Origin of the sequence: Asaia sp. SF2.1, assembly GCF_000505765.1 — a bacterium.
Lineage (GTDB): Bacteria > Pseudomonadota > Alphaproteobacteria > Acetobacterales > Acetobacteraceae > Asaia > Asaia bogorensis.
This window is the reverse complement of sequence record NZ_AYXS01000048.1, coordinates 127,482-128,954: the sequence shown is the minus strand read 5'-3', so window position 1 is coordinate 128,954 and position 1,473 is coordinate 127,482. Positions and strand designations below refer to the sequence as shown.

Annotated in this window: 2 protein-coding genes; both read right to left on the bottom strand. The window is 60.8% G+C overall.

Annotated features, from left to right (window positions below; genetic code table 11):
* A partial coding sequence (locus P792_RS39245; protein ID WP_369794256.1) for a TonB-dependent receptor plug domain-containing protein occupies positions 1–515 on the bottom strand: 515 nt, incomplete at its 3' end.
* 205 nt (positions 516–720) lie between these two features.
* Positions 721–1,383, bottom strand: a complete 663-nt coding sequence (locus P792_RS33415) for an SGNH/GDSL hydrolase family protein (RefSeq protein WP_023979697.1) — start codon at positions 1,381–1,383, stop codon at positions 721–723.
* Positions 1,384–1,473 lie beyond the last annotated feature (90 nt).

Sequence of the window (1,473 nt, the reverse complement as noted above, 5' to 3'; positions counted from 1 at the left end):
CCTTTCAGGATCTCCAGACGCTCGAGACGCGACGTATCGATCTGCGCGATCGCGTAGCCAGTCGGGCTGTCCTGCAAGCGCAGCCCGTCGAGAAACTCGGGAATGGTGAACCCACGCAGCTGGAACAGGTCATAACGCGTACCAACCCCACCACGCAGATCGGGCGTGATGCCTGCCGCATAGCGTACGGCCTGGTTGAGCGTCAGTACGCCACGAATGTCCATTTCATTGCGGGTAACCACCGTTACGGATTGCGCCGTCTCGATGAGCGGTGTGCTCGATTTGGTCGCTGATGAGGCGATGGTTGCGCCTTTCTGACCACGCACCACAAGCTCCTCAGCCTTCGGGTGAGGAGCCGCCGGAACCTCATGGGCAGACGACGTAGCGTGAGAGCCCGTCGGGCCTGACGCTGCCGCGTTCTGAACCACCCCGGACGAGGCACTGCGCGTCCTGACCATCCCAGTCTCGCTTTTGCTGGAGGATTGCTGTGTCTGTGCATGGGCGCTGCCCGACATCAGCGCCACGAGGGAAACACACATTGCCAGACCCGAGCGGGTAAATTCAGCGCGCATAAAATGTCCTGCCGTGAGAAAACGGCAGAGAGATAGCGATATTGCGAGTCATTCGCAAAGAAAGTTTGGGGAAAGTTAATTTTCCCTGCCCACTATGTGGCTTAAATATCACCCTCGCGTGATCGAGCCTATGTCTGCCGGTGGCACCCTATTCGACTTGCAGGATGTCTTTCACCTTGCCGGCCAGGACTTCGCCAAGCGTGCGGTTATTGTCAGGCGTAAAGTGAACGCCATCGCTGCCATCGGTGGTGATATGCTGGGCGGCGTCGAGGAACGCGGCGCCCCTTGCCCCCGCAAGCGCCTCATACTGGGTAGCGAGCGCCGCGATCTTGGGTACAGCCCCGTCGAACTGCGCCCTGAGCCATGGGCCCGGTATATCGCCCGGCAAGGGCGGTGCGACTACAAGCAGTGCGGGCGCCTTGTAGCCGGTGCCAACGCCCCCCGTGCTGGCAGCCACCTGCCCGACCAATCTAGCCATACCCTGCGCGATGTCATGGGCAGTTCGCCTGTAGGCGTTCTTGGCGTCGTTCGTACCAAGCATGATGATGACAAGATCGAGCGGCATATGGCTGGCCAAGGCTGCGGGCAGATAGGCCGATCCGTCCAGACGTGGATCGTTGGCGTCGAGTGCCGTCGTGGTCCGGGCGCTCAGCCCCTCCTCGATCACATGAAATCCGTCGCCCAGAGCCTTCGCCATGACACCGGTCCAGCGCTCATCACGCGCGTATCGCGTGGTGGGCGTTCCCTCCGGCACAGGCTTCCAGCCCCAGGTCAGTGAATCGCCAAAGCAGAGTATATGTCTGATGGTCATGTCATGCCTCCAATCCGCTCGTTCAGGCATCGTCCACCATGCGCGTCGCTCCCAGGTTTTGCAAAAAGGGCCTCAGCCCATCACCTGGAA

Bases quoted from the DNA above. Each gene is read 5' to 3' on its own strand.
- P792_RS33415 (WP_023979697.1), bottom strand. From the start codon at position 1,383: ATGACCATCAGACATATACTCTGCTTTGGCGATTCACTGACCTGGGGC.